This window comes from Photobacterium alginatilyticum (genome assembly GCF_009910675.1).
GTDB classification, from domain to species: Bacteria; Pseudomonadota; Gammaproteobacteria; order Enterobacterales; family Vibrionaceae; genus Photobacterium; species Photobacterium alginatilyticum.
This window is the reverse complement of the sequence record NZ_RSEJ01000009.1, coordinates 121,512-139,122: the sequence shown is the minus strand read 5'-3', so window position 1 is coordinate 139,122 and position 17,611 is coordinate 121,512. Positions and strand designations below refer to the sequence as shown.

At 44.4% G+C, this 17,611-nt stretch carries 20 protein-coding genes; 7 read left to right on the top strand and 13 right to left on the bottom strand.

Annotated features, from left to right (window positions below; translation table 11 throughout):
- Window positions 1–17 precede the first annotated feature (17 nt).
- Complete coding sequence (locus tag EIZ48_RS10730; RefSeq protein WP_160650829.1) at window positions 18–1,304, bottom strand: cytosine deaminase; 1,287 nt, start codon at window positions 1,302–1,304, stop codon at window positions 18–20.
- Window positions 1,305–1,933: 629 nt separating this feature from the next.
- Here EIZ48_RS10730 and EIZ48_RS10725 point away from each other — a divergent pair.
- Window positions 1,934–2,602: a response regulator gene (locus EIZ48_RS10725; RefSeq protein WP_160650826.1), complete on the top strand. Its 669-nt coding sequence runs from the start codon at window positions 1,934–1,936 to the stop codon at window positions 2,600–2,602.
- Window positions 2,603–2,647: 45 nt separating this feature from the next.
- Here EIZ48_RS10725 and EIZ48_RS10720 read toward each other — a convergent pair whose 3' ends face one another.
- The 4 genes from EIZ48_RS10720 to EIZ48_RS10705 all read right to left on the bottom strand — a co-directional run bounded on the left by EIZ48_RS10720 (window position 2,648) and on the right by EIZ48_RS10705 (window position 5,212).
- On the bottom strand, window positions 2,648–2,911 hold the full coding sequence (locus EIZ48_RS10720; protein ID WP_036821101.1) for an Lpp/OprI family alanine-zipper lipoprotein: 264 nt from the start codon (window positions 2,909–2,911) through the stop codon (window positions 2,648–2,650).
- A 178-nt stretch (window positions 2,912–3,089) separates the two neighbouring features.
- A complete protein-coding gene (locus EIZ48_RS10715) occupies window positions 3,090–3,677 on the bottom strand; it encodes an SCO family protein (protein ID WP_160650824.1) in 588 nt (195 codons plus the stop codon).
- A complete protein-coding gene (locus tag EIZ48_RS10710; protein WP_160650822.1) occupies window positions 3,674–4,132 on the bottom strand; it encodes a hypothetical protein in 459 nt (152 codons plus the stop codon). The genes EIZ48_RS10715 and EIZ48_RS10710 overlap by 4 nt, the downstream gene beginning before the upstream one ends.
- 168 nt (window positions 4,133–4,300) lie before the next feature.
- Entirely contained in the window at window positions 4,301–5,212 is a 912-nt protein-coding gene (locus EIZ48_RS10705; protein ID WP_160650820.1) for a polyprenyl-phosphate transporter, read from the bottom strand.
- A gap of 197 nt (window positions 5,213–5,409) precedes the next feature.
- On the opposite strand from EIZ48_RS10705, the gene EIZ48_RS10700 reads away from it, so the two are divergent.
- Window positions 5,410–5,832 (top strand): GtrA family protein, encoded by a 423-nt coding sequence (locus tag EIZ48_RS10700; RefSeq protein WP_160650818.1) that lies wholly within the window; start codon window positions 5,410–5,412, stop codon window positions 5,830–5,832.
- Here EIZ48_RS10700 and EIZ48_RS10695 read toward each other — a convergent pair.
- Together EIZ48_RS10695 and EIZ48_RS10690 are read right to left on the bottom strand one after the other, a co-directional pair.
- The gene (locus EIZ48_RS10695; RefSeq protein WP_160650815.1) at window positions 5,789–7,084 is read right to left on the bottom strand and encodes a histidine kinase dimerization/phospho-acceptor domain-containing protein; all 1,296 of its coding nucleotides are present in this window, start codon (window positions 7,082–7,084) and stop codon (window positions 5,789–5,791) included. The two genes, EIZ48_RS10700 and EIZ48_RS10695, sit on opposite strands and share 44 nt — an antisense overlap.
- Complete coding sequence (locus tag EIZ48_RS10690) at window positions 7,081–7,761, bottom strand: response regulator transcription factor (protein ID WP_160650813.1); 681 nt, start codon at window positions 7,759–7,761, stop codon at window positions 7,081–7,083. The genes EIZ48_RS10695 and EIZ48_RS10690 overlap by 4 nt, the downstream gene beginning before the upstream one ends.
- Before the next feature lie 135 nt (window positions 7,762–7,896).
- On the opposite strand from EIZ48_RS10690, the gene EIZ48_RS10685 reads away from it, so the two are divergent.
- The 4 genes from EIZ48_RS10685 (at window position 7,897) to EIZ48_RS10670 (ending at window position 11,462) form a co-directional block, all read left to right on the top strand.
- Window positions 7,897–8,913: a glycosyltransferase family 2 protein gene (locus EIZ48_RS10685; RefSeq protein WP_160650811.1), complete on the top strand. Its 1,017-nt coding sequence runs from the start codon at window positions 7,897–7,899 to the stop codon at window positions 8,911–8,913.
- Window positions 8,910–10,373 carry an ArnT family glycosyltransferase gene (locus EIZ48_RS10680; RefSeq protein ID WP_160650809.1) on the top strand — a complete coding sequence of 488 codons (1,464 nt, stop codon included), beginning with the start codon at window positions 8,910–8,912 and terminating at the stop codon, window positions 10,371–10,373. The genes EIZ48_RS10685 and EIZ48_RS10680 overlap by 4 nt, the downstream gene beginning before the upstream one ends.
- A gap of 144 nt (window positions 10,374–10,517) precedes the next feature.
- The gene (locus EIZ48_RS10675; RefSeq protein ID WP_160650807.1) at window positions 10,518–10,769 is read left to right on the top strand and encodes a hypothetical protein; all 252 of its coding nucleotides are present in this window, start codon (window positions 10,518–10,520) and stop codon (window positions 10,767–10,769) included.
- A gap of 294 nt (window positions 10,770–11,063) precedes the next feature.
- The gene (locus EIZ48_RS10670; protein ID WP_160650805.1) at window positions 11,064–11,462 is read left to right on the top strand and encodes a VOC family protein; all 399 of its coding nucleotides are present in this window, start codon (window positions 11,064–11,066) and stop codon (window positions 11,460–11,462) included.
- A gap of 60 nt (window positions 11,463–11,522) precedes the next feature.
- Here EIZ48_RS10670 and EIZ48_RS29065 read toward each other — a convergent pair whose 3' ends face one another.
- Window positions 11,523–11,690, bottom strand: coding sequence for a hypothetical protein (locus EIZ48_RS29065; RefSeq protein WP_175577486.1), 168 nt, complete (start codon window positions 11,688–11,690; stop codon window positions 11,523–11,525).
- A 305-nt stretch (window positions 11,691–11,995) separates the two neighbouring features.
- Window positions 11,996–12,307: a DUF3081 family protein gene (locus tag EIZ48_RS10665; RefSeq protein ID WP_160650803.1), complete on the bottom strand. Its 312-nt coding sequence runs from the start codon at window positions 12,305–12,307 to the stop codon at window positions 11,996–11,998.
- 257 nt (window positions 12,308–12,564) lie between these two features.
- Here EIZ48_RS10665 and EIZ48_RS10660 point away from each other — a divergent pair, with 257 nt between their 5' ends.
- Window positions 12,565–13,746, top strand: coding sequence for an amino acid aminotransferase (locus EIZ48_RS10660; RefSeq protein WP_160650801.1), 1,182 nt, complete (start codon window positions 12,565–12,567; stop codon window positions 13,744–13,746).
- 23 nt (window positions 13,747–13,769) lie between these two features.
- Here the strand turns inward: EIZ48_RS10660 and EIZ48_RS10655 are convergent, their stop codons facing one another.
- The 4 genes from EIZ48_RS10655 to EIZ48_RS10640 all read right to left on the bottom strand — a co-directional run bounded on the left by EIZ48_RS10655 (window position 13,770) and on the right by EIZ48_RS10640 (window position 17,570).
- Window positions 13,770–15,491, bottom strand: coding sequence for an ATP-binding protein (locus tag EIZ48_RS10655; protein WP_160650799.1), 1,722 nt, complete (start codon window positions 15,489–15,491; stop codon window positions 13,770–13,772).
- Window positions 15,492–15,493: 2 nt separating this feature from the next.
- A complete protein-coding gene (locus EIZ48_RS10650) occupies window positions 15,494–16,033 on the bottom strand; it encodes a heme NO-binding domain-containing protein (RefSeq protein WP_160650797.1) in 540 nt (179 codons plus the stop codon).
- Window positions 16,034–16,240: 207 nt separating this feature from the next.
- A complete protein-coding gene (locus EIZ48_RS10645; protein ID WP_160650796.1) occupies window positions 16,241–16,759 on the bottom strand; it encodes a hypothetical protein in 519 nt (172 codons plus the stop codon).
- Window positions 16,760–16,841: 82 nt separating this feature from the next.
- Entirely contained in the window at window positions 16,842–17,570 is a 729-nt protein-coding gene (locus tag EIZ48_RS10640) for a nitroreductase family protein (RefSeq protein ID WP_160650794.1), read from the bottom strand.
- Window positions 17,571–17,611: the final 41 nt, after the last annotated feature.

Genomic DNA, 17,611 nt, shown 5'->3' with positions numbered 1-17,611 from the left:
TTTATTCACAATAGTAGCTATCGGCGGAAAGTCACTTCTTCGCTGTTTTCTCCTAGGCAAATTTGTGTCGTTGCAGGTTGAGTTTGTGCAATTATCTTGCCTTGACGGACTGAATACCGCACCGGGACCTGGCGACGAACAGCATCAAAACCATTCTCAGCAGGTAAGATCAGCAGGTTACCTGGCTTGCCTTCTTCAATACCATAGTGGTGTTGGATATTAAGCGTACGCGCTGAGTTAGTGCTAATTAAAGCCAGTGAATTGTTGATTTGGTCGTAACCCATTACCTGGCATATATGTAACCCCATATGGAGCACCTGCATCATGTTTGCTGTGCCAAGTGGATACCACGGGTCAAAGACATCATCGTGGCCAAAGCAGACATTGATATCAGCCGTCAGCATTTCTTTGACCCGGGTAATACCACGTCGTTTGGGGTAATCATCAAAGCGGCCCTGTAGGTGAATATTCACCAGAGGGTTGGCAACGAAGCTGATACCCGACATTTTTAGCAAACGAAATAAGCGTGAAGCGTAGGCGCCGTTGTATGAGTGCATGGCGGTTGTATGGCTGGCTGTTACCTTGTTTCCCATTTCGAATTTATGAGCCAGGGCGGCCAGTGTTTCAACAAAACGTGATTGCTCATCATCAATTTCATCGCAGTGCACATCAATAAGTCGGTCGTACTTGCGGGCGAGTTCAAATACGTAGTGTAGCGATTCAACGCCATACTCGCGCGTGAATTCAAAATGGGGAATCGCGCCAATCACATCAGCGCCAAGTTTCACTGCTTCTTCGAGTAATTCTTTGCCGTTAGGGTAGGAGAGTATGCCCTCTTGAGGAAAAGCAACAATTTGGATATCAACCCATTGCTTCATTTCCTCTTTGACTTCAAGCATCGCTTTTAGCGCTATCAGTGTTGGATCAGAAACGTCGACATGGGTGCGTACATGCTGGACACCATTGGCAATTTGCCATTTTAGCGTTTGCTTGGCTCGTTGTTTTACATCCTCAAGAGATAGCATGGACTTTCTTTCCGCCCAGCGCTCGATACCTTCGAACAATGTTCCGGAAATATTCCAGCTTGGTTCACCTGCTGTTTGCGTGGTATCTAAATGGACATGCGGCTCGCAAAATGGGGCAATTGCCATGCCTCCTTCGCCATCAAGTACTTTACAGGTGTGGTCTAGCGCTTTACTCATTGGAGCTATTGTTTTGAACTGACCACTTTCAATCAGAATTTGATGCAGGTCTTCCTTGTTTTGTAGCAAAATATTTTGAATGAGTATGTCTGATGTATGCATCTCAACGAATCCTTATACTTTAGTCGCCAAGGGCTACACTGGTGATAGCTGTCCAGTAGGCTGTTTGAATTCAGTATTAGCAAAGTCCTTATGACAATGATGGTTTTTAAGGCAGTCTGCAATGATATTACCGTTAATTGTGAGATGGTACGTTGTATCTACTTTTATAAGGTAGAGTATCAATCAGCAGAGAACCCGCTAAAAGTAGGTATTTTGCAACGTTTTTTTCGTTGTATGACTTTGATATTGGGCTGGGGATAAATTGTTTATCCACAGAAGCTGTGAATAACTCTGTGGGAAATGCTTTGAGCCTAATCCCCATGCCGGATTCAACAAAGTCAATACTGTACGTAATGAAAAAGTCATGTAATCTCAGATAGATTGATTTAGTTCAATATCAAAAAAACGTCAATAATTTTTTCAAATAAGGCGATATGAAATGAGTGTTGAACGCTAAGTATAGCTAGCTTTGTTAAGCTATCGGGCTGGATAAATCGGCATAGACAAGCGGGGACGGCTGCGGAGTTTTTGTCCACTTAAAAAGGTGGAATAAGTATTTTTGTTATCATTATTGAACTAAATGACAATAAGGATAATAATGCGAATTGTTTTTCTTTGGGTGTTAGTTTGTGTCCCAGATCCTAGTTGTTGATGATGATATTCAACTGTGTGAATTGCTAAAAGAAGTACTGACTGAAGAAGGCTATGATGTTCATTGCGAGCATTGTGGTGAAAATGCACTCGCATACATGCAGAGTAATGCCGTTGATCTTGTTTTGCTTGATGTGATGTTGCCTAACATTGATGGCCTGCAGGTTGCTCGCCGAGTTTGCCAGCGATTTGCTACACCAATAATGATGCTGACGGCGTTAGGCGATGAACCTTCAATGTTAGAGGGGTTGCAGGCCGGTGCTGATCAATATCTAGCAAAACCTTTTCGGGTGCCTGAATTATTAGCGCGTATTACTGTAATATTGAGGCGTGTCGGCCTGGAACGTCAGAGGCAGAGTATTAATCATTGCCAAACAGATCTTAGCCAGCAGATTTCTCGGTTGCCTTTAACGGGGACTGAGTCTGAACTTATCGAGTATTTGATAAACCAGCACGGTGTTGTGGTATCAAAAGCAGAGTTACAAAAGGAAGTGCTCAAAAAGGAGTTAAGCCCTTTTGATCGTAATCTTGATATGCACATAAGTAACATTCGTCGTAAGATGGTGCAGTCTGGCTTGTCTAAGCAGCATATTAAAACGGTTCGAGGAAGAGGATATAGTTTTCTTGAGTCGGTGGGTGTGGTTTGAGCAACCTAAATAAAAGGAGTGGCGCAAGAAGCGCCACTTTTTGATTTATTTGCTGTACGAACTCGCGATATTATCGATTCGCTGGTTCGCTCGCATTGCTTCTTGATACGCTGCGTCAGAAGCAGCACGTGCATCATTAACTGCACCTGCCATTTGATCTTGCTGACTTTGCAGAGCACCTACCTGATCAGAGAGCATATCTACTTTGTTGGTAAGTTGCTGCATTTGATCAACTTCATCTGAGCTTGAACAACCAATCAGTGTCGCACTCAGAATAATACCGGTAAGGATAGATAATGAACGGTTCATTTTTCTTTCTTCTCCTTTGTTTGCCACTACAGACCGAGTGTTAAATGTTATCAGTCGGCAGAATTAGTATGGCATATGCTGCTCAAATTTCTTCTTTGTCACCTATTTATAGCTAAAAAAGGTCTCTCAAAAACGAGAAAACCCGCCGGAGCGGGTATAAAAGCTTAGTTATTTGATTTTATGATGTCTTGGATAAAAGTCGTTCTATCGTCTCGACAATAATCTGTGGATTCAATGTATGTTGAACTTTTTCAACCAAGGTTCCGTCAGGTTTGAGGAAATAAAAATATGAGCTGTGGTCAACAGCGTATTCAAGGGCAGAGTCTTTTAACTCAGTTCGCATATAAAGAACACCATATTTCTCAGCGAGTGCCTTTGTTTGTTGTTCTGTCCCTGTCATTCCAATAATATTTTTGTGGAAATATTGTGCGTACTCGGCACTTTTCTCAGGAGTATCACGATCTGGATCCAGGGTGATAAAAATAGGCCAGAGATTTTCCAGTTGTTTATTATCGAGCTCTTTCAGTGCAGCAGAAAGTACAGCCAATGAGGTCGGACAGACATCAGGGCAGTGGGTATAGCCAAAGTAGATAACTCGTAGACGCGAGTCTTCCTCGTCATAAAGGTCAACAGCTTCTTGACCGCTCTCAAGAATATTCATAGGGTAACTGGCTTCAGCTAAAGCAGGATCCTTGGAGCCAACAATATACTGGGTAATTAAACCTGCTGAAAGTGCGAGTGCGAGTACAATCCACTGAAACTTCACTTGACCATCCTTATTGAAACGTTGATAGGTGTGATTTTTTCTTGGTCAGACAAGGGCTTAATATTCCCTTGCCAAGTCATTTCATCCGATGTGCAAAACGGGAGTGTCAGGTCGCCAGAAAACCCACCGCTGGCGGTGCGTGATAATTGTAACTGATAGACGCCCATCATCATTTCATGACCTTCCAATGTGAGTACTAAATGATCGGTTTCAGCCGGTAAGTCAGGCCATTGGACATTGATTTCAGTGTTTTGCATTGGGTTGATTACATCAGTAGCAAGTGTAACAGATGCGTTGTTTTGTTCACAAACTTGAGTGCTGAGCTGACAATAGTCAATTTGCTGTTGTTGCTTGTCAGTCTTGTTTTTACCGATTTCAGACACCTGGTATCCGCCCCAACCGACGGCTACGATAAATACGAGGTTGGCTATTGGCTTCCATGTGCTCTTTTTCATTATTTACATTTGGTCCGTGCTTGTAATGACTTTGTGAATGATATCACGATAATAGTGGGGGCAATTGGTGACGAGATAATTTTGTGAGGGGCGTTGAAGTTAAGCTGTTCGTTCGTGGGAATTGTGTAAACCTTGCCCCGGATAAGCAGGGCAAGGTGAAGTAAGCAGTTATTTTTCAGCGACTTTTTCAAGCGCCCAGACAATACCAATTCCCACTAGCATTGCAGCAATGGCGTAGCCTAGCAGTGCAGGCTGTCCGGTAATTTGCTCAAAGTTTAATGGCGAAAGGTTCTGCTCTAACAACGGAACCTGCTGGCCACTAGAATTTGTTCTCCAGGTCAAGGTTTCTTTCCAAGGCCAAATTTTACTGAGCGTACCTATCATTAAGCCCGTCAGGAATGTTAGGGCGATATCACGATGGCGGCGAAGTACCCAGGACAAAACGTGGGAGAAGCTTAATAGACCCAGCAGACAGCCGGAGGCAAACGTCCCAAGTGTTACGATGTCGAGTGATTTGGCTGCTGCAAGGATAGGGGTGTACATCCCCAGTAGCAACAGGATAAAACTGCCTGAAATGCCGGGTAGGATCATGGCGCAAATAGCGATGGAGCCAGCGATAAGGGTGTTCAGTAATGTTGGCTCTAGGCTAAGTGGGTGCAGGACTGTAATTCCGTAGGCAAACATCGCACCAGCCACAACCGAAAGAAAGCGATTGGGCTTCCAGTGCTTGATTTGTTTGAACATATGGTTCACCGAGACGATGATGAGGCCAAAGAAAAATGACCACAGCGGGATCGGATGAGTATGCAGCATCCATGTAATAATGCGTGCCAGAGTAAAGATACTGGTTAGAATGCCCGATAATAACAAGATCAAAAATGTCCCGTTAATATGCTCGAAAGCGGCCTTGAAGCCTTTGTCCCGCCAAATGCCAATTAGGCTTGGGTTAACACGTCGAATACTTTCAAGTAGTGTATCGTAGATCCCTGTAATAAAAGCGATTGTACCGCCTGAAACGCCAGGCACCACGTCAGCGGCACCCATCGCCATGCCTTTTAGAAAGGTAAAAACTTTGCTCATGGTTTTCCGTAATCTGAATAATTGAATAGCAGAACTTACCGCCATTATACCGTGTCGCCGTGAAAAATAAGTGTTTTTTTGCTCTTTGGTGACGTTGTTATATAGGAATGTAGCAATGAGTCAGTTTTACCTTTTTTTGACTTGTGTACGGCTAGTCTTTGTATGCCAGACAAGGTTATAGATGTGTATATGATTTAATGGATAAAAAAATACTAAAATTCGCGGTGTCAGGAGGGCTTGGCTTCGTTGTGGATGTATCGACAATGACATTATTGTCTGAAGTGCTGCCGGTAATACCGGCAAGGGCGGCAGCATTTTGGGCCGCGGCATCGTTTACGTGGTGGTGTAATCGTCAGTTTACTTTTAAAGGTGCCGAAAAAAGTGCACCACTGCGACAATGGTTCAAGTCTCTCTTAACCGCATGTGTAGGTTTTATTCCAAACTGGGGTTGCTACTGGGTGCTGATCAGGTGGGTAGATGATGTATGGATCACGCAACTGGTGGGTGAAAACGGGCTTTATTTCTGGCCACTGGCTGCGATGATCCCCGGTATTTTATTAGGTATGGCTGCCAATTTTAGCCTTGCGGCTCGCTGGGTATATCGCCCGACGTTAGGATGATTTCAGCAGTACAGCCTTGCGAGTCGTTATTGTAATGCTTCAGTTGCCAGCCGTATTTACGGCAAATGTCACCGGCAATAAGCAAACCAAGGCCAAAGCCTTCGACGCCACGAGGTTTGCCCCCTAACCCGATCCCGCTGTCAATCACCTTGATGCTATCAGGGGAGGTCTCTAGCGTAACGGTCCCTTCTTCTGTGCAGGCAAAAGCATTTTTAATGAGGTTGCCAATGAGTATTTTCATTGTGGTCTCAGGCGCTTTGACAGTCGTCTCACCATTCATGGTCACACGCCATTCAACGGGTTTGTTTGCCAGCAAGTGCTCATGTTCGGTGGCAATGCTGCTGAGTTCATCATGGCCTAAGGCTCGCGGACTGAGCTTGGTCAGGTTTTCTTCTCGAGTTAGCGAGAGCAAGGTAGTGACGAAGTCGTTCATCTCATTACTAGCATGGAGTAGGCGTATGCGCTGTTTTTCTATAAACGCGGGATCGTTCGACTGCCCAAGCAGAGAGATTGCTCCCTTCATAACCATCAAAGGAGTACGTAGTTCATGACTGGCATAGCGATTGAAAGAACGCTCTCGCTCCAGTAGCTGATGGATCCGTTCGGAATAGAGGTTAAAGCTGGTGACAAGCTGCAAAAGCTCCTTTGAAACCACACCTCTGGGCGGCTGAATAGGGGATAAATCTGTGACAGAACGGGCCTCTAGGTCATTGGTTAGCTCTGACAAAGGGGCGGTCAGCCTTCGGGAAATGCTTAAAATGACAAAGAGGCTAATTAAGATTAAGACTAGAGTGATGGAAAGCTGTTTGGCCTGATTCCAGAATATCTGCTCCTCGCTTAATTCGTAGATGTCATCGTAATACAGGAAATAAACGCTCAGCTGTTTACCTTTAATCATCAAGTTACTGCGCATGATAAAGTACTCGGTATCATCCGAGCTGACTCTTTTGAGTTCAACGGCTTCATCGTCAGGCAGGGAGTCTGGAATGATGAGGTGTGACGGCAGGAGCTCTCTCCCAATATAGGCATGGCTGAAGGGAGGAATCGAGATTGTCTGGGCATCGTTCTCGCTGAGTACTTCCTTGGCCACTTCTTTTGCATGCTGCAATCTATTATTGGCATTAATCAGTTCGAAGTCTTCAAGAGTTGTCTCAAGTAAGACGAAGTGGATACTGATGATGGCAAAGGCAACAATCGAAAAGTAGGTGAAGGTCAGCTGCTTTGCACTTTTAACCTGTTTGTTTGCAGTCACTGGTTTTCCTCTGGAATCAGCTGGTAGCCAACTTTGGGCACTGTTTTGATATAGCTATGTTTAAAAGGCTTGTCTATCTGGTTTCTAAGCTGATAAATGTGGCTTCTTAATACATTCCCTTCAGGTTCGTCGTCTCCCCATAGGGTCGAAATGATTTCTTCTTTGGTAACCAATTTTGGAGCCCGCACCATGAGCAGCTTTAAAATGGTGAATAACGTTGGGTTTAGAGAAAAGCTGCAGTTGCTCCGGTGAACAGTATGACTACCAAGATCTAATTCAAGCTGGCCGAAAGTCAGTGTCGTGGTTGCTGTCTCTCCGGTTCGGCGGCGAGTCAAGGCCTTGATACGGGCTTCAAGGATTTCAAGATCAAACGGTTTGACCAGGTAGTCATCAGCTCCCTGAGAAAAACCTTCCAGGGTGTCTTCCCGCGTATCTCGAGCTGTAAGCATTAGGATTGGGGTATCGACCCCATGTTCTCTCAACTTTTTGCATACCGTATAGCCATCCATGCGAGGAAGCATGACATCAAGAATAATCAGATCGTAGTGATTCTCGCATCCCAAATCATATCCCTGCCGGCCATTGCTGGCGTAATCCAGTGTGTATCCCTTGATTTCAAAAAAGTCAAAAATGATCCCGGCAATGTCTTGATGATCTTCAACTAATAGTAACTTCATGAAGGTTGTCCGTAGGTAAGAAACAGCTTCTCTATGATGGCATATATAAACGTGAAAAAAATGTCGATGACCTTTTTACGACATAGTAAACGATAAAATACATATTAACAGACAGGTTACGAACTGAGGTTAATTATGTCATCTATTACTTTGCTTTCTCAGCACCGAGAGCAACGCTATAACCGGGATGGGGAGCTCTTTGTTTCGGTGATCGTACCTATGTATAACGAAGAAGCAGTGCTTGAAGATTGCCACGAGCGTCTCTGTAATGCTTTAGATCTTTTAGAGAAAAAATGTGAAATCATCTATGTCGATGATGGTAGCACTGATCGTAGTTGGGACTTGGTCAGTCGGATGACAAGTTCGAATCATTGGGTGAGAACGGTTAGGCTCAGCCGTAACTTTGGCAAAGAAGCGGCCATGACGGCGGGTTTGCAATCAGCATCAGGGAAGGCGGTTATTTTGATCGATGCTGATCTACAAGATCCCCCCGAGTTGATTCCCGAAATGGTTGAACAGTGGCAACGGGGATTTGATGTTGTCGATATGAAGAGAAATCAACGTTATGGCGAGAGCTGGCTTAAGCGCTTTACCGCGTCAATGTTTTACAAACTCATCAATCAGCTCACAGAAATGCCTATACCTGAAAATGTGGGTGACTTTAGGTTAATTGACCGCCGAGTTGTCGATGAAATCAATAAGCTGCCAGAGAGAACCCGTTTTATGAAAGGGTTATTCGCCTGGCCCGGTTTTCGTCGTACAACCATGATGTTCGATCGAGACCCAAGGCTCGCGGGTGAAACTAAGTGGAACTACACCAAGCTTGTCCACCTGGCATTTGAGGGGATCACATCGTTCAGTACTCGTCCGTTGCGATTGGCAACTGGTGCCGGCTTGATTACCTCGGTGGCAGCAATTGCAATGGCAGCTGTTGTTTTTACCAAAACCATGATTTGGGGAGATCCAGTAGCAGGCTATCCGTCAACAATCATGGTTGTCTTGCTTCTCGGCGGAATCCAACTGCTTTCCATCGGCTTGATGGGAGAGTATGTCGGGCGATTATTTATTGAAGCAAAGCAGCGACCTTTATTTGTTGTTATGGATAACAACGTACGAGAAGCAGTTAAAATGAATAAAGAAGTAGAAGCATGATTCATTCACTAAAGAAACTTTCACTCACTCAATTTGCAATTGCATTAGCTGTGTTCGCAATGGCTGTTCGGTTGTTAACACTTGGTATTTATCCATTAATGGATACAACAGAGGCGCGTTATGGCGAGATGGCTCGAATTATGTTCGAGACCGGTAACTGGATCACGCCGATGTTTGACTATGATGTTCCATTTTGGGGTAAACCTCCTCTGTTTTCATGGCTAAGTGCGACGGGATTTGAGTTCTTGGGTGTATCCGAATTCGCGGCTAGAGTCCCACACCTCATCGTTGGCTGTATAGTGTTAGGCCTGGTGTGGCTAATGGCTGCCAGAGGAAAAGGTAATCGCAATACTGCCTGGCTGGCTGTTGCAGTTTTGGCAACTACAGCTGCATTCAGTGTTATTGCGGGTGCAGTTATGACCGATATGGCGTTAACCCTGGCCATTACCTTAAGTATGGTGAGCTTTTGGCTATCGTGGCAGCAAAAATCGCGCGGGTGGGGCTACTTGTTCTTTGTCGGCCTCGCTATTGGTATGTTGGCGAAAGGACCATTGACGTTAGTACTGGTCGGAATTAGTTTGGTGTTATGGCTGGCTCAGGATAAACGCTGGCAGAAAATACCCACTTGTCTGCCATGGAAGGGAGGAGTGGTTTTATTTTTACTCATATCATTGCCTTGGTACTTGCTGGCAGAATGGAAAACCCCGGGGTTTTTGAATTACTTCATCATCGGCGAGCATATTAAGCGATTTGTTGTTAGCGGCTGGGAGGGAGATCTCTATGGTTCGGCCCATAAAGAGTTAAGAGGTACCATTTGGGTATATTGGGTATTGGCTGCGTTACCTTGGTCTCCGGTATTGATCTATCAGGTTTCGCGATTTTTTAGAAACGGACAAGAAGGTGTTCAGTCTGAATCGGGCTACCTAGGGTTTCTCTGGTGCTGGATGGTATCGCCATTACTTTTGTTTACGTTTGCTGGCAATATTCTGCCTAGCTATGTACTTCCCGGTTTACCCGCGTTGGCTTTACTCATTACGGCTTACCATTATCAACAACCTTTATCTGAACGCGTGTTTAAGCTGGGGCTGATCACTCCTGTGTTAATTGTCATCGTTGCTCTATTGCTCAAATTCAACCTAATCGGAAAAGAAGCTGAAAAACACTTGATGGCTCAATGGTCCTCACAAGCCGAAACGAGCGAGAGCGAGTTGCTATATATCAACCACAGGCCTTTTTCTGCCCAGTTCTATTCCAATGGTCAGGCTAAAGCGGTGAGTGAGCCAATTACAGAGTTGATGAAAAATGCTAAGTCAGATGTATTTATAGTTATCGATAAAAAACACATACCAGAGGGTTTTTTATGGGATAAGCGCCGTTGTGAGCTACGTGGTGAGTCGAAGAAGCGTGAGCTTATCTATTGTAAATCGCTGAACCCACCGCTTGTTAATGTTGTGCCGTAAATGAACTAGTTTAACCATGCTTTATGAAAAGCGATGAAAGTGAATTGATATGTTGGTTGTTTTTTGAACTGTGACTGGACTAACTATATCCCTTTTAATGTTATGGAAATATAGCGTCAGGATTTTGAAAGTTGGAGCATCACTATGTACAAAGAGTTACTAGAGATACCCAGTAGTCATAGTTTCATACGCACAGACATGAAGTGGGATATCGGCAAGGAAACAGATATTGATACCTTTTGGTATGATGAGAAAGATTTAACCGGAAGCATTATTGCCAAATACGTGGTTAAAGTAACCAAGTTTATTTATCCACCAGAACGTTCACAGATCTGTTACCAGAAATTTACTCCCGATAATTTGTCGCTGCTTTCCACAGGAGAGTTGAAACAATAAATGTTGTTTAAAAAGTGGCCTGGTGCCACTTTTTTCTTTTTCCATCTTAGTGTGATCCAGGGCAGAAAATGTGCGATGTTCAGCAAAGCTGAGCTCTAGCATTTGATTAATTTATCTAATGGCTTGACGGTATGGAGAATAGCTGTAACAGTATAGGTATATTCAACCCCTTGAGTATTGAGGGGTGAAAAATAACGATATTGCTAGTTAGTGTGGTGATTCATTTTATATAGAAAAAATAATACCGGACTATAACGCGATAGAAACAAATTAGAATCAAAGGATGATACGGCCATGATACCAAGAGACGCGACACTCCGTGTTGTCAGACCTACCGATAATTTAGAGCAAATTGCTGTCATGTATAGCAAGGCGCTCGGCTTTGAGATGCTTAAACAGTTTAAAGATCATGATGGCTTTGATGGTGTAGTGCTAGGTCACCAACAACATGCCTATCATTTGGAGTTTATTCATCAGCAAGGCGCTACCGTCGGGAAAGCGCCCTCACAAGAGCACCTGCTAGTTTTCTTTATTGACTGCAGCCGCGTGTGGGAACGAACCTGCCGTAATATGATTGATGCGGGGTTTAGTGTGGTAGATTCGACGAACCCTTATTGGGAGAATGTCGGTAAAACATTCGAAGATGTGGATGGATACCGCGTGGTACTACAAAACCGCGATTGGGATTGCTAATTTCAATACATATTTAAAAGCTCAGGCTAAGACCTGAGCTTTTTTGTCTATGCCTATACCCTAATGGCGCTTCGAGAGATCCTCATAAGCTGACTTGAACATTAGAGTGAAGCCGTCCTGCGACAATTCCTTGGCTGTCATCTCGGCTGCGTTTAGACGCCTATAACATTCACCTAGGGCAGCAATCGCATTATCAATCTCTTTAGTACTGAGTTGTGGAGTGTGCATCTTGGTTCTCTCCCTGGTAAGACAGAAACGTTATTAATACATGCCGTTTAAGCGGGTCGTAATTTTATATTTCGACCATATCCCAGTCTGTATGAATGCAAACTGAACGGCGTGTAATTGCTTATTTGTTGTTGTTGGAAACGAATCTAGCCTATTGATTTTGCTAGCTGGCTTTGTCAGGAAAGTGTCAAATAAAGAAAGTAATTGGTGGCAATTCAAGGTGTTGGGCAGGCTGATGCTGAGTAATGATTATGTGAATACTCAAAATCATGCCTGCCGCTTATTATTGGGAGGTTTTCGTAAGGCTAATACCTTTTGTCTAACTCCACTAGCTTATGAATGAATGCCTGGATTTGGGCTTCGTTGTTATTATGAAACTCAGTGGTTGTTTGGTTAATGACTGTATCAGGATCTTCATTCGCGGTATGGAAGTGATAAGTATTATGGAAGTTAATATCAAGACTGACATTGCTATCAGATAGATTGACATAATACCCATCCGGGTTCTCAGTACAGGTGACTCCACCAAGCTGGATGCCAGTATCTGTCGCTGTTCCCTGAGTTTTGATCTTTTCGTACACACTAAGCAGGGTACGCACATCAACACTATTCTTCATAACAACCTCCACCCAATTTCATATTGTTCCTACGATAAAAAACGAAAGTTACACTTATAAATTTAGGTCCTGCTCCGTTGACTGCAAGCTAAGTTAGTTGAATGTTATTTAAGATCAAAAACAGAGCCCGCTAAGGGTCACAGTTTTGCCAAAAAAGGGATAGAACAACATTGATATTTTTAATGATTTCATAGTGACCTTTCGTAAGCTAAGTGATAGGTTGATTCTATGAACAGCCACTAAATGGAATTTATCCGATGTTTAAGCAGCTTACTGAAGCACAACTTGACCCTATTCTATCGCTTTCAATTGCTTATCGAGAAGACGAGCGTGAAAACAAGATGGATTTAGGTATTGGGGTGTACCGGAATAGCCAAGGTGAAACGCCAATTATGCAGGCGGTTCAGCAGGCTCAGCAGCATGTATTGGAGACGCAAACAACTAAAGGCTATGTCGGTCTTGCCGGGAATGAGGTATTTAACCAGTCGATGATGGATCTGTTGCTGGCAGACACATCAGCATATACCCGCGCAGCGGCTATCCAAACACCAGGTGCCAGCGGGGCACTGAGAATGTTGGCAGACCTAATGTGTATAGCCCAACCTGATACAACGGTATGGATTTCCAACCCTAGTTACGTTAACCACAAGCCTGTTATGGAGGCGGCAGGGCTTAAAGTACGTTATTACCCGTACTTTAACCCGACAACGAAGTTAGTTGATAGCCAAGCGATGCTGGCCGAGTTAGCGAAGGCCGGCCCCAAGGATGTGGTATTGCTTCATGGATGCTGCCATAACCCGACAGGCGCTGATATTTCCTTCTCTGACTGGCAGGCGATTACGGAACTCGCCAACAAGAATGGTTTTATGCCTTTTGTCGATATTGCCTACTTGGGGTTTGGTGATGGATTGGAGCAAGATGCAGCTGGCTTAAAACACATGGCAGACAATACTGAAGAAATGATTATCGCTACATCTTGTTCTAAGAATTTTGGCTTATATCGGGAGCGAACTGGTGCCGCGATCGTGATTAGCGATAGCCTGAAGGTAGCCCAAAATGCCAAAGGACGAATTTTGAACCTTGCACGTTCTACATATACCATGCCACCTGATCATGGTGCTGCACTTGTTGCGACAATTCTGAGCGATCCAGCCCTAACTCAAGTGTGGAAGCAAGAGCTGAATGAAATGCTGGGTAGATTGTTGAGCCTGCGCGCCGGCCTGACAAAGGCGGTACGAGCACAAGGTTCAGATGAATTCGACTTTATAGAACAGCATAAGGGAATGTTCTCAGTGACAGGCTTGAGCCCTGAACAAGTTGGTCGCTTACGCGATGAGTTTGCAATTTATGCTGTTGGTGACGGGCGAATCAATGTTGCCGGTATGCAGGAACAGCAGCTAGATTATTTAGCCAACGCTTTGGTGACCGTGTCACGTTGAGGTATAGACGAAAAGGTGGAGAGCTAGTGCGCTCCCCACCTTTCAAGCATTTCTTTTAGCTCTTTGGATTGGTATGGCTTGCAGAGGATATCGTCCATGCCGGCATCAATGCACTCTTGGCGTTCGGCTGTTGTCGTCCCGGCAGTTAAAGCAAGTATTGGCTTCCGGTAACCATGCTCGCGCAGCTTCTTGGTTGCGCAGTACCCATCCATAATCGGCATTCTGCAATCCATCAAAATCACATCAAAAGAATGGTCACTTAAAATATCGAGCGCTTGCTGGCCATTATCAACGACTGTTGGAACAAGGCCGAGTTTGCTTAACATCAGCTTGATTAACATCTGGTTGGTTTTGAGGTCTTCAACCACCAGCACTTTAAGCTCATCAATTTGCCTGTGTTCTTTGCTGTTTGTCGGGGCTTGCTCCATCGGTGAATGATGGATAGATAAGGGGAGAGCGACGGTGAAGGTTGCCCCTTTTCCGGCTTGACTATCGACAGTTATCTTGCCTTGCATTTGAACGGCAAGTTTCTTGCAGATAGCGAGTCCTAGTCCTGTCCCTTCATGGGTACGTTTGCTGGAGATATCGACCTGACTAAAAGGTTTAAATAGCTTATGTTGTTGTTCAGGAGAGATACCGCAGCCAGTATCGGTAACAGTAAGGACTAAGTGCTCTGCCTGCCAGTCAACGAGAGCAGTGACATGCCCCTGAGATGTAAACTTGATGGCATTACCAATTAGGTTCACGCAGATCTGTTTGATTCTGTCCTCATCACCAATGAGTGAGCTTGGTACTGAGCGGCTACATGTTACCGATAGTTGGAGCTGTTTTTCTGATGCGCGAAGTTGGAAAATATCATCGATCTTTTTTGTCATGTTATGACAGTTAAAGGGTTTTTCTGATAACTCCAGCATTCCGGCATTGATCTTGCTGTAATCCAATAAGTCGTTAATGATAGCCCGTAAGAGTTCACCAGAATGGTTCAGGGTGTTTAAGAGCTTATGCTGGTGTTTAGTGAGCTCGGTATCTTCTAACAGCTCTGCTGAGCCCAAGACGCCATTCAGCGGCGTTCTGAGTTCATGATTTATCATCGCCAGAAAGTCACGTGTGGCTTGTTCAGAGGCTTCTGCTCGCTGTCTAGCCGAAATAGCTTCTTCGTAGTTTAGCTGTCGACCTATCGATGAGCGGAGCATTTCACTAAATAAGGCCATGTGCTTCTTAAGCGTCTGAAGCCAAACACCTGTTGCCCGAATTCGAATAGCAAAAAAGCCATCAATTGCCGGGGGAGTACTCATTGATATCCATAGAATGCCCTCCGTGCTATCCCAATACGTGTTAGTGTTTTTTAATAAAGCGGGAGGCTGCCACACCTGACGTCGGCCTGAGATAAAGCTGTCGTTTATTCCTATATCGGGTTCACAACTAACTTCAATATGGCAGGCAGTTACCGAGAGGCTATCGACTAAACTATCTGCCAGTTTCTGAATAATGGTTTTGCTGGGAGACTGAATGAGGAACAGGCGACCATACTCCAAAAGCATGGTTTCCATTTTCGCCTGATAGGCTAGCAGCTCTGAGTCAACTTCAGCTTTCGCCTTTAGTTTTTCAACAGACTGTTCAATGAGCTTTTTGGCAGAGTAAAGCTCATGACTTTTAACCTCCAGTAGTTTTTCTGCCTCCTTGCGAGCGAGCTTTTCGCGTTGAAGCTTTTTATGCAGTAACGCAATATGCTGGCTGTGATCCATGTTCACTCCACAATTAACTCAAGGTTGAACCGGACGTGACTTTCTTTTTTATTCAGTGGCTCCATCATGATGTAAACGGTCTGGTCAAAATGCTTTGCACAGCCTTTGATAAGTCCCAGACAGACATGTGACATGCATCGTGCGGATTTATAGTCCATGACCATGTGGCTTTCAGTTTCTGATATAAATTCAAACTGGGGCGGAGTAGCATCCGGGTAGAGCTTTTTGACTTCTGTATGGATATGATCTTCGACTTTTCTGATGAAACTAAATGTATCTTGTTGGCGATCTGCCATTGCTGGCAGAGTTTCCAGCAAGCGAACGAAAACGGCCTCGCCGTACACTTCCTGGAGGGACTCTGCTTTAACGCCCGTAAGCTTACTTAATGTAGTAATGAGTTTTACAAGCGCCCGGTGGTCATAGCTACCGACGGCAGTATAACTTCCAGTATCGGCGGCTTCATCAAGCATCTGTTGACAAACCTCGAGTCCAAAACTCTCTTCGATAATGTCTAAAAACTCAGTAAAGATGATTCCTTTCATATTCTTACCTATTTCGCAACATCTATGATCCATTATGGTAAGCGAAATATGGAGCGTCAAAGTTCATTGAAGGAATGTGACGGAAAACATGCTAAAAAAGCAATGGAGAGAGCAATCAACCTCTGGAAAATACCCAAAGAAAATATATCGTTTTCTGGTATTTTCCTGAAGAATGAAGGTGATATTGATCTTAGGTGTTCGTATAACCTAAAGCGAGCTTCTGCTAATGACTAGTGTGCGATTATTATCAGAGCCGGCTTTCGCAAGTAAGCGGTTTTCCATTTCTTCAATTAAAGCTTGCTGATTGGCAAGCGGCAGTGCGTATATATCTGATACCAGCGACAGGTCATAATTAGTGTGGTAAAGCAGGCCGCAGGCCGCAGGTTTGCCTTTATAGAATCCGACAAACAGTTGCGCAGGTGATTCATCATCAAACATCATTTGGGTCAAAAATTCGACAACAGCTTCTTTTTCGGCCTCATCTTGCCATTTACTGGATAATATTAGCGCATAGCGAATTGTCAGTGGGTGACAGTCAACGGGGTAGATGGTGAGCGCCGGTTCAGGGGTATCGGGAATAGATGATATCTGTTGGCTAGACTGTTGTTGCTGCTGATAGAGAGCAAGCCCTTGCTTGCTTAACGGCGTTGGGAATTCTGCCTCGGTTATGTGTCTAGCCATCCAGGCATTTTTTGCATTGATGAGTTGTTCAATCTGTGAAGGCATATCATCTATTCTTGAGTAGTGGTTCCCACACCTTACCGCAATTGTGTTTGATAAGGTATGGTGAAGAAGGTTAATTGGTTAATTAATGACTTATAATGATATCTTGATTAGGTACGCGATGTCGTTCGCTATAGATCCCTTCTTCTGTCCGTCTACCGCAACTGACAATCATAGTAATTTCAGCTTCTTTGGGTAAACCAAGAAGTTTCTTGGCTCGCTTGGAGTCAAACCCTTCCATCGGGCAGGTATCATAACCTTCGGCCCGCATTGCCATCATGAAAGTCATGGCTGCCAGAGAGCTGCTTTTGTGGAGGCAGACTCGTAGATCGCTTTTGCTGACTTCTCGTACCATAGGCTTTTTAAGGCCGAGGCAATAGCTAAGGAACTTTCTGCCAACACCCATTAAGCCTAATTGGTCGTTGCGATAAACAAAGGGGATGAGCTTCTCATAGTACTTTAAAGCTCGTTTGGCTGTTGCGTCTTCGCGTCCGTCGAATGCTTGGCGGATTTGCGCCGCATTCATTTCTGCACGAGATTCCCATTTATAGGGAGTGATAACAAAGGCAACGAGTTCATTCGCTGTTTTGGCCGCGTTTTGTCCCATGCAGATATGGGCCAGTTGATGGCGCTCATTATCACTGATCACACGGTGGAATTCCCATAACTGCATGTTAGAACTGTTTGGGGAGAGTGTGGCTAATTCAAGTGACCGAGCGACGGCATCATGATCAAACTCAGAGTCCTGGTCATACTTTCTGACAGAGCGCCGAGAATGGATGAGATCGTTAAAATAAGAGTGATGTTCTGACATGCTGAATTATCTACGCTTTCGATATGAGATTACGTGAATTA